The following is an 8,504-nucleotide window of genomic DNA, read 5'->3' on the forward strand; positions in this document are numbered from 1 at the left end:
GCCGTCCCCGCACGCGCTGCGGGGACGGCGGGCCGTCGGTCGTCGGGGGCTCAGGCGACGCGGACGGGTTCGGCGTCGCAGATCCGCACGAGCTCGGCGAACGTCGTGGGGAACACCGCGTGCGGGGTCCCCGCCGCCGCCCACACGACGTCGTGGCGCAGCAGGTCGACGTCGATGACGGTGCGCAGGGGCCGCGGGTGCCCGACCGGCGCGACCCCGCCGATCGGCTGGCCGGTCGCGGCCCGCACCGCCGGGGCCTTGGGGCGGCTGAGCTCGCGCGCGCCGAGGGCGGCCGCCGTCGTCGGCACGTCGACGCGGTGCCCGCCGCTGGTCAGCACGAGCACCGGCTCGCCGTCGGCGAGGAACACCAGGCTGTTCGCGATCGCCCCGACCGGGCAGCCGAGCGCGTCCGCGGCCTGGGCCGCGGTCCGCGCCGCGGAGGTGAGTTCGACGACCTCACCGGCCGCGCCGGCCTTGCGCAAGGCCTCGGCGACGGCGACTGCGTTGCGGTGCAAGGGGACTCCTCCGCTCGGGACGGCTCGTCGCCCTGCGTCGCCGGGGTCCGGGCCGGTCGGGGTCGCGGCGACGCGGGACGGTGCTCCGAGCTTGGCGGGGATCGGCCGGGCGTGCACGTCCGCCCGGCCGTTCCGGGGAGCACGTCACCTGATCGTTACGTAGAGTTTGAGCGTGCGACCCAGCGTGAAGTCGGGTGGACCGGGCCGGTGGACTTCCCGCGGGCGCCGTGCACGACGCCCCGTCCCGGGACAGGATCGTCCCGTGGCCGTCTGGCGATCCTTCATGGACCTCGTGCACCTCATCGGTGCCCTCGGCTGCCTCGCCCTCACCGGCGGGTTCGCCGCCCAGGGCCACGGGCCCCGCGCCGCCTTCTACGGCCTGTGCACGATGGCGTTCGCCGTCGCCCTCGCCCGCCGGCTGCACGCCCACCACCAGCCCGCGCCCACCGTCGTCGACCTGCGCGGACCGGCCACCCGCGAGGTCACCCGCGAGGCCACCGGCCCGCGCTGAGGACGCCCTCGGTAGCGTCGCGCCATGGCCTCCACGACGACCGCCACCGCCGTCCTCGACGAAGCCCACGTGGGCGAGATGGACAACGTCGCCTACGCCGTCCGCTGCCGCAGCACCGGCCGGCGGCTCCTGGTGGACGCCGCCGCCGAACCCGAGACGCTGCTCGCCCTCGTCGACGGCCACCTCGACCTCGTCGTCACGACCCACCGCCACCACGACCACGTCGGGGCGCTCGCCGCCGTCGTGGAGGCCACCGGCGCCCGCACCGCCGCCGGCGACGACGACGCCGACCACCTGCCCCTGCCCGTCCAGCAGCGCCTCGTCCACGGCGACGTCCTCCGCGTCGGCGACGTGCAGCTGGAGGTGATCCACCTGCGCGGCCACACCCCCGGCTCGGTCGCGCTGCTGCTGCGCGACCCCGACGGCCCCGACCACCTCTTCACCGGAGACTCGCTGTTCCCCGGCGGCGTCGGGAACACCTTCGGTGACGCGCAGGCCTTCGACCGCCTGCTCACCGACGTCACCGAGCGCCTGTTCGGCGTGCTCGACGACGACACCGTCGTCCACCCCGGCCACGGCGCCCCCACCACCCTCGGCGCCGAGCGCCCGCACCTGGCGCAGTGGCGCGAACGCGGCTGGTGAACCGGACCGACGGCGGCAGTGGGAGGGTTGACCCATGGGACTGGGCGGGGCGCCGGGCGAGTACGCCGACTACGAGTGGTTCGACCTCGCCGACCTGCCCGACGACGTCGTCCGGGTCGGCCCGGACCCGCTGAGCGACGCCCTGCGCGAACTCGTCCGCGGGTACCCCGTGTGGGCGGGGCAGGGCGCGACGCGCGTGCTGCTGGTCGACCTGGACAACCTGCGCGCGGGCCCGGCCCGGCTGCGGGCCCGGCTCGCGGTGGTCCTGGACCTGGCCCGGCAGGCCGACCGGGTGGCGCTGGCCGGTCAGGTCGGGGCCGTCGCCCGCGCCCGGCCGTGGCTGGAGGAGTTCGCCGACCGCGCGCAGGCCGTCCCCGACGGCGCCGACGTCGCGGACCTGGCGCTGCTGGCGGCCGCGCGCGACGTGCCCGACCCGGTGGAGTTCGTGGTCGTCAGCAACGACGGCATCTTCGCCGACCTCGCCGAGCGGGGGGACCTGACGCTGCTGTCACCGGGGGTGGACGCCCTCAGCGACCGCCTCCACGGCGAGGCGAGCCTGCTGGTCGACCTCGCCGCGCTGGAGGCCGAGGCCGCGGCCGGGCTGGTCCGCGCCTCCCGCTGAAACCCCGAGGAAACAGCGAGGACACAGCTGCGTCACAGCGACCTGCTGACATGCCGCCATGTCCTCCCACCCCCTGCTCCCCGCCCGCCGTTCGCTGCTGCGCGCCGCCGCGGGCGTCACCCTCGGCACCGGCGCCCTCGCCGCCACGACGGGCACCTCGGCGGCGAACGCCCTGCTGGTCCCGGGTGTCCTGCAACCCGGCAGCGGCCCCCGGCGGGGCGCCTACGTCGCCTCCACGCCCGGCAACGTCCTGTGGGGCCACCTGCCGAACCGCGACACCGCACCGTCGGTGGTCGTCTCCCCCGGGGACGTCGTGACGCTGGACACCGTGTCGCACGAGGGGATCCTGGAGGACCAGGGCAAGGACCCGCGCGCCTACTTCTCCGGTTTCGGCGTCGCCGCCGAGGACGTCCTGGACGACGCGGTCGCCATCGCCGCGCAGGTCCCGCACGACGGCCCCGGCCCGCACGTCGTGAACCGCCCCGTCGCGGTGGACGGCGCCCTGCCCGGGGACGTCCTGAAGGTCGAGGTGCTGGACCTGGCGCTGCGGGTCCCCTACGGCGTCATCTCCAACCGCCACGGCAAGGGTGCGCTGCCGGGGGAACTGCCCGAGAAGTGGGTGGGGAACCCGCTGGTGGCCGACTACTTCAACGTGGGCGGGAACATCAGCGTGTTCACCTCCGTCGCGACCAGCGGCGGCGGCCTCGTGGGCGCGCTGCCCGGCCCGGTGCCCGCGCGGTTCCCGCTGGCCCCGTTCCTGGGCACGATGGGCGTCGCCCGCGACACCTCCGCGATGGTCGACTCGGTGCCGCCCACCGACGCCGGCGGGAACATGGACGTCAAGGACCTCGTGGTGGGCTCGACCCTGTACCTGCCGGTGCGGGTCCCGGGGGCGATGTTCTTCGTCGGCGACCCGCACATGGCCCAGGGCGACGGCGAGGTGTCGCTGACGGCCATGGAGGGTTCGCTGCGCGCCACCGTCCGGTTGTCGATCGTGCGCCCCGGTGAGGGCGGCGCCCCGCGGCAGACCCGCGAGTTCCCGTTCGCCGAGACGCCCGACCACTGGATCCCGATGGGTCTGAGCGACCCGGACGGCCCGGGGGGCGAGGGCCAGGGGACCGACCTGGACGTGGCGATGCGCGACGCCGTGCGGCACGCGCTGGACTTCCTGACCTCCGACCTCGGCATGCCCGAGCCGGTGGCGTACGCGTACCTGTCCGCCGCGACCGACTTCCACCTGTCCCAGGTCGTGGACCGGACCGTCGGGGTCCACGCCACCATCCGGAAGTCCGACTTCCCGTCCTGACCGCCGGGTGGTCGCGGGGACCGGCACCCTCCCCCGCGACCACCCCGGCCGGTTCACAGGCGGGCGAACACCCCGAACTGGTCGGCGTTCTCCGCCGTCACGAGCTCGCAGTCGATGGACTGCTTCTCCGGCTGGCCGGTCTTGCCGTCGGTGACGTACGCGTGGGCCTGTTCCACGGCGCTCTGCGCGCCCAGTGCGGCGGGCTGCAGCGCGGTGGCGTGCATGTCCCCGGCCTTGATGGCGGCGATGGCGTCGGGGCTGCCGTCGAAACCGACGACCTTCACGCCGGTCTTGCCGGCGGCCTTCAGGGCCGCGACCGCGCCGAGGGCCATGGTGTCGTTGCCGGCGATGACGCCGACGATGTCGGGGTTGCGCTGCAGGATGGTCTCCATCTTGGCGAAACCCTCCTGCTGGTCCCAGTTCGCCGTCTCGGTGGCGACCTTGACCAGGTCGGGGTACTGGCCGATGACGTCGGCGAAACCCTGGGAACGGACCCCCGCGTTCGTGTCGGACTCCTTGCCCGTCAGCTCGACGTAGTTGCCCTTCCCGCCGGTGGCCTCGACGAAGGCCTGCCCGGCCAGCTGGGCGCCCTGGGAGTTGTTGGAGACGATCTGCGACACGGCGATGCCGGTGGCGTTGATCTCGCGGTCGATGAGGAACACCGGGACCCCGGCGTCGGTGGCCTTCTGCACCGGGCCGATGGAGGCGTCGGCCCCGGCGTTGTCCAGGACGATCGCCACGGCCCCGCGGGAGATGGCGGAGTCGATGAGCTCGCTCTGCTTGTTCGGGTCGTCGTCGTGGGAGCTGACCGAGGTCTCGTAGCCGAGTTCCTCGGCCTTCGCCTTGGCCGCGTCGGCCTCGGCCTTGAAGAACGGGTTGTCCGGGGAGGGGGTGATGATGGCGATGAGGCCACCGGCCTGACCACCCCCCGATCCCCCGGTGGAGGTCTCACCGGCCGCGGCCGGCGTCTGGGTGTCGCCGGAGTCGCCGCCGCAGGCGGCGAGCCCGGCGGTGGCGGTCAGGCCGAGGAACGCCAGGCCCAGCACGTTGCGGCGGGACGGGGCGGGGACGGGAACGGGCACGGGGACCTCCAGGGTCGTCGTCGACGGGGATCGGGAGCTGGGAGAACGGGTTCAGGTCGTGGTGGGCGTGGTCGGCGCCGCGGCCCGCACGACGGCGCTGGCCGCCGACCGGCGCCGCTGCAGGCGCTGCTGCCCCTGGTCCAGGGCGACGGCCAGGACGATGACCGCGCCCTTGATGAAGATCTGCCAGAAGGTCGAGACCCCGAGCAGGACGAGGCCGTCGGCGAGGAAACCGATGACGAAGGCGCCGACGAGGGTGCCGCGGACGTTGCCGCGGCCGCCGGACAGGGCGGCACCGCCGATGACGACGGCGGCGATGGCGTTGAGCTCGTAGGACTCCCCGGCCTGCGGTGCCGCGGAGGTGAGTTCGGAGGCGATGATCAGGCCGGCCACCGCGGCGCACGCCCCGGAGACGACGTACACGAGCGTCTTCACCCGGGCCACCGGGACCCCGGACAGTTCCGCGGCGCGTTCGTTGCCGCCGGTGGCGTACAGCCAGCGCCCGAAGGGGGCCCGGGCCAGCAGCAGCGTCACCAGGACCGCGAACACGACCATGACCCAGATGGACGTGGGCAGGCCCAGCGGGCGGCCGCTGCCGAGGAAGGAGAAACCCGTGTTGCCCAGTTCGGGGTCACCGGCGAGCTTGGGGTACGTCTCCCCGCCGGAGATGATGAGCGCGGTGCCGCGGGCGACGTAGAGCATGCCCAGGGTCGCGATGAACGGGGCCACCCGCAGGCGGGTGACGAGCAGGCCGTTGACCGTCCCGACGACGGCGCCGACGGCGACGGCGATGACGACGACGACCCACACCGGCGGGTAGAGGACGACCCCGAAGGCGTCGATCCGCAGGCCCCGCAGCAGTTCTCCCGCCACGACGCCGGACAGCCCGACGATGGACCCGACGGACAGGTCGATGCCGCCCTTGAGGATGACGAGCAGCATCCCGAGGGCCAGGACGGCGTTGATGGCCACGTGGCGGGTCATCGTGATGAGGTTCGAGCCGGTGAGGAAGCTGTCGGACAGGATCGAGAACGCGACGATCAGCACGGCGAGGGCGATGAAGGCGCGGGCCTCGAAGGCGAGGTCCAGCACGCGCAGCCGCCGTTCGCGGGCCGCGGCGGCGCGGGCCTCGGCGGTGGAGACGGCCTCGCGGGCGGCCCCGGGCGCCGGGTGCTGCTGGTCGGTGGTCATCGGGTCGCTCCAGGGGTGGGGGTCGTCGCGCCGTCGCTGACGCTCATCAACTGCTCCCGCGTCAGTTCGCCACGGCGGAACTCCCCGACCAGCCGGCCGCGGGAGAGCACCAGCAACCGGTCGGGGACGTGCAGGGCCTCTTCGGCCTCGGAGGTGGTGAACAGCACCGCCAGGCCGTGCTCGGCCTGGCGGGCCATGAGGTCGAAGACGTCGGCCTTGGCGCCGACGTCGACGCCGCGGGAGGGTTCGTCCAGCAGCAGCAGGCGCGGGGAGGTCATGAGGGCCTTGCCGATGACGACCTTCTGCTGGTTGCCGCCGGACAGGGAACCGATGGGGGCGTCGGGGCCGGCGGTCTTGACGGTGACGTCGCGGACCATCCGCGCCACCTGCGCGCGCTCGCGCCGCGGGGACAGCAGCAGGCGGCGGGTGAAACCGGTGACGCTGGCCAGGGACAGGTTGCGCCCCACGCTCATCGACTGCACGAGGCCGTCGCGCTGACGGTCCTCGGGGACGAGGACGACCCCGTCGGCGATGCGCTCGGCGATGCTGCCGCGCAACGGTTCGCCGTCGATCAGGACCTGCCCGCTGCCGACGGGGTTCCGCCCGGCGACCGTCTCTAGGAGCTCGGTGCGGCCGGCGCCCATGAGCCCGTACAGGCCGACCGTCTCCCCGGCCCGCACCTGGAAGCTGACGCCGTCGACCGCCAGGCGCCCGGGGCTGCGGGGGTCGGCGACGACGAGGTCGCGCACGTCGAGCAGCACCTCGCCCAGCCGCGGGTCGCGGTGGGGGAACAGCGCGTCGGACTCGCGGCCGACCATCTGCCGCACGATCCAGGCCACGTCCACGTCGGCGGCCTCGGCGCGGGCGACCAGCGACCCGTCGCGCAGGACGACGACGTCGTCGGCGATCTCGAGGGCCTCGTCGAGGTGGTGGGAGATGTAGACGACGGCGACCCCGTGCGCGGTGAGGTCGCGCACGACGGCGAACAGCACGTCCACCTCGGCGGCGCTGAGGGCGGAGGTCGGTTCGTCCATGATGAGCACCCGCGCCTCCTGCAGCAGGGCGCGGGCGATCTCGACGAGCTGCTGCTGGCCCAGGCGCAGGTCGCCGACGTCGGTGCGCGGGTCCAGGTCCTCCTCCAGGCGCGCCATGACGTCGCGGGCGAGCTGCTGCTGGGTGCGCCGGTCGACCCCGCCGCCGCGGGTGCGCCGTTCCCGGGCGAGGAACAGGTTGTCGGAGATGCTGAGGTTGGGGCACAGGCTCAGTTCCTGGTGGATGATCGAGATCCCGGCGTCCGCGGCCTCGCGGGCGGAGGTGAACTCCCGGTCACTCCCGTCCAGGACGACCCGGCCGGTGGTGGGGGTCTCGATGCCGGCGAGGATCTTCATGAGGGTGGACTTGCCGGCGCCGTTCTCCCCGAACAGGGCCGTCACCCGTCCGGGGGCGACGTCCAGGCTCACGCCCTTGAGGGCGCGGGTGCCGCCGAACACCTTGGTGACGTCGACGGCGGACAGCACCGCGGTCGCTGCGGTCACGGGGCCACGTCCAGCTGCACGGGCGTGATGGCGATGCTCGTGGGGGTCAGCAGGGAGACCGCGCCCACGACCTCGACCTGCCGGCCGGCGAGGGTGGCGGGGTCGAGGCCGTCCAGGACGGTGCTGCGCACCTGGTCGTTGAGGGCGGTCCCGGCGGCGGCGTAGTCGACCTGGTTGGTGAACTGCCCGAACTCGACGGTCCCGGTGGCGTCGCGCACGGCGGTCCCGGTGATGGCCGGCCCGGTCTGCACGCGCACGATGGTCCCGGCGGGCAGGCCGGGGACCTGGAGGTTCACGAAGGTGCCCTGGACGGCACCGGCGGTCCCGGTGGTCCTGACCGGGTAGGTGTACGGGCTGGTGGCTCCGGTCTTGTGCCCGTAGCGCTGCCCGGCGGCCTCGGGGTCGGCGGCGACCTCACCGAGCAGCTGGGCCAGGTCGACGGCGGAACCGGTGATGCCCTCCACCTGGCGGGGGTAGTTCTCCGCGGCCCAGGCCCGGGGGTCGAAGGTGGCGGCGGCGGCCTGCTGCGCGGCGGCCTCGGTGGATCGGACCTCGGTGCCGGCGGCCATCGCCGCGACGAGCGCGACACCGGCGGCGGTCGCGACGGCCGCCCGGCGGCGCCGGCTGCGGCGGCGGGCGAGCCGCGACGGGGCGGCGGGGGCGCGAGAGGGGCTGCGCGGGTGGACATCCGTCATGGGGACCTCGTTCTGCGGCCACGACGACGTGGCGGGAGCGGTGAACGCTGCGGTGCGTGCTGGGGAGATCAGACCAGCCGAACCCCGGCGCGTCAACCGGTTGACCAGATGTGGTCGGGGCGTCGTAAGCTGGCCGCGCCTCCACGAGCCACGGGGCCTTCACGCGACGGAGCGTCGAGCGCCGGGCGGCACCACCTCGTCCCGGTCGCCGGCTCCCCCACCGACAGGAGCACTCACCATGACCACCACCGAAGCTCCGGCCGTGACCCCGGCCGTGCAGGTCGCCGTCGTCGGCGCCGGCGGCAAGATGGGCATGCGGGTCTCCCGCAACCTGGCCAAGTCCCACCACACCCTGCGCTACGCCGAGAACTCCCCCACCGGCGTCGAACGCATGGCCGCCGAAGG

At 74.4% G+C, this 8,504-nt stretch carries 9 protein-coding genes; 4 read left to right on the forward strand and 5 right to left on the reverse strand.

Annotation, left to right across the window (positions count from 1 at the left end; genetic code table 11):
- Window positions 1-50 precede the first annotated feature (50 nt).
- Window positions 51-515, reverse strand: a complete 465-nt coding sequence (locus ACRYRX_RS22325; protein ID WP_432515386.1) for a YbaK/EbsC family protein — start codon at window positions 513-515, stop codon at window positions 51-53.
- Window positions 516-777: 262 nt separating this feature from the next.
- Between ACRYRX_RS22325 and ACRYRX_RS22330 the strand changes: the two genes are divergently transcribed.
- From ACRYRX_RS22330 to ACRYRX_RS22345, 4 genes are read left to right on the forward strand one after another with little or no spacing between them, the layout of a single operon-like run.
- Window positions 778-1,026, forward strand: a complete 249-nt coding sequence (locus tag ACRYRX_RS22330) for a hypothetical protein (RefSeq protein WP_432515388.1) — start codon at window positions 778-780, stop codon at window positions 1,024-1,026.
- Between the two features lie 24 nt (window positions 1,027-1,050).
- Window positions 1,051-1,668, forward strand: a complete 618-nt coding sequence (locus ACRYRX_RS22335) for an MBL fold metallo-hydrolase (RefSeq protein ID WP_432515390.1) — start codon at window positions 1,051-1,053, stop codon at window positions 1,666-1,668.
- A 34-nt stretch (window positions 1,669-1,702) separates the two neighbouring features.
- A complete protein-coding gene (locus tag ACRYRX_RS22340) occupies window positions 1,703-2,290 on the forward strand; it encodes a hypothetical protein (RefSeq protein WP_432515391.1) in 588 nt (195 codons plus the stop codon).
- Between the two features lie 58 nt (window positions 2,291-2,348).
- Window positions 2,349-3,596, forward strand: coding sequence for an acetamidase/formamidase family protein (locus ACRYRX_RS22345; protein WP_432515393.1), 1,248 nt, complete (start codon window positions 2,349-2,351; stop codon window positions 3,594-3,596).
- 53 nt (window positions 3,597-3,649) lie between these two features.
- Here ACRYRX_RS22345 and ACRYRX_RS22350 read toward each other — a convergent pair whose 3' ends face one another.
- The 4 genes from ACRYRX_RS22350 to ACRYRX_RS22365 form a co-directional block, all read right to left on the reverse strand.
- Window positions 3,650-4,618, reverse strand: a complete 969-nt coding sequence (locus ACRYRX_RS22350) for a D-ribose ABC transporter substrate-binding protein (protein WP_432515400.1) — start codon at window positions 4,616-4,618, stop codon at window positions 3,650-3,652.
- Window positions 4,619-4,729: 111 nt separating this feature from the next.
- On the reverse strand, window positions 4,730-5,869 hold the full coding sequence (locus ACRYRX_RS22355; protein WP_432515394.1) for an ABC transporter permease: 1,140 nt from the start codon (window positions 5,867-5,869) through the stop codon (window positions 4,730-4,732).
- A complete protein-coding gene (locus ACRYRX_RS22360) occupies window positions 5,866-7,404 on the reverse strand; it encodes a sugar ABC transporter ATP-binding protein (RefSeq protein ID WP_432515396.1) in 1,539 nt (512 codons plus the stop codon). Before ACRYRX_RS22360 ends, ACRYRX_RS22355 begins: the two co-directional genes overlap by 4 nt.
- Window positions 7,401-8,099: a DUF2291 domain-containing protein gene (locus ACRYRX_RS22365; RefSeq protein WP_432515398.1), complete on the reverse strand. Its 699-nt coding sequence runs from the start codon at window positions 8,097-8,099 to the stop codon at window positions 7,401-7,403. Before ACRYRX_RS22365 ends, ACRYRX_RS22360 begins: the two co-directional genes overlap by 4 nt.
- Between the last annotated feature and the right edge of the window lie 405 nt (window positions 8,100-8,504).

Origin of the sequence: Kineococcus lubricus (assembly GCF_050871965.1) — a bacterium.
GTDB lineage: Bacteria > Actinomycetota > Actinomycetes > Actinomycetales > Kineococcaceae > Kineococcus.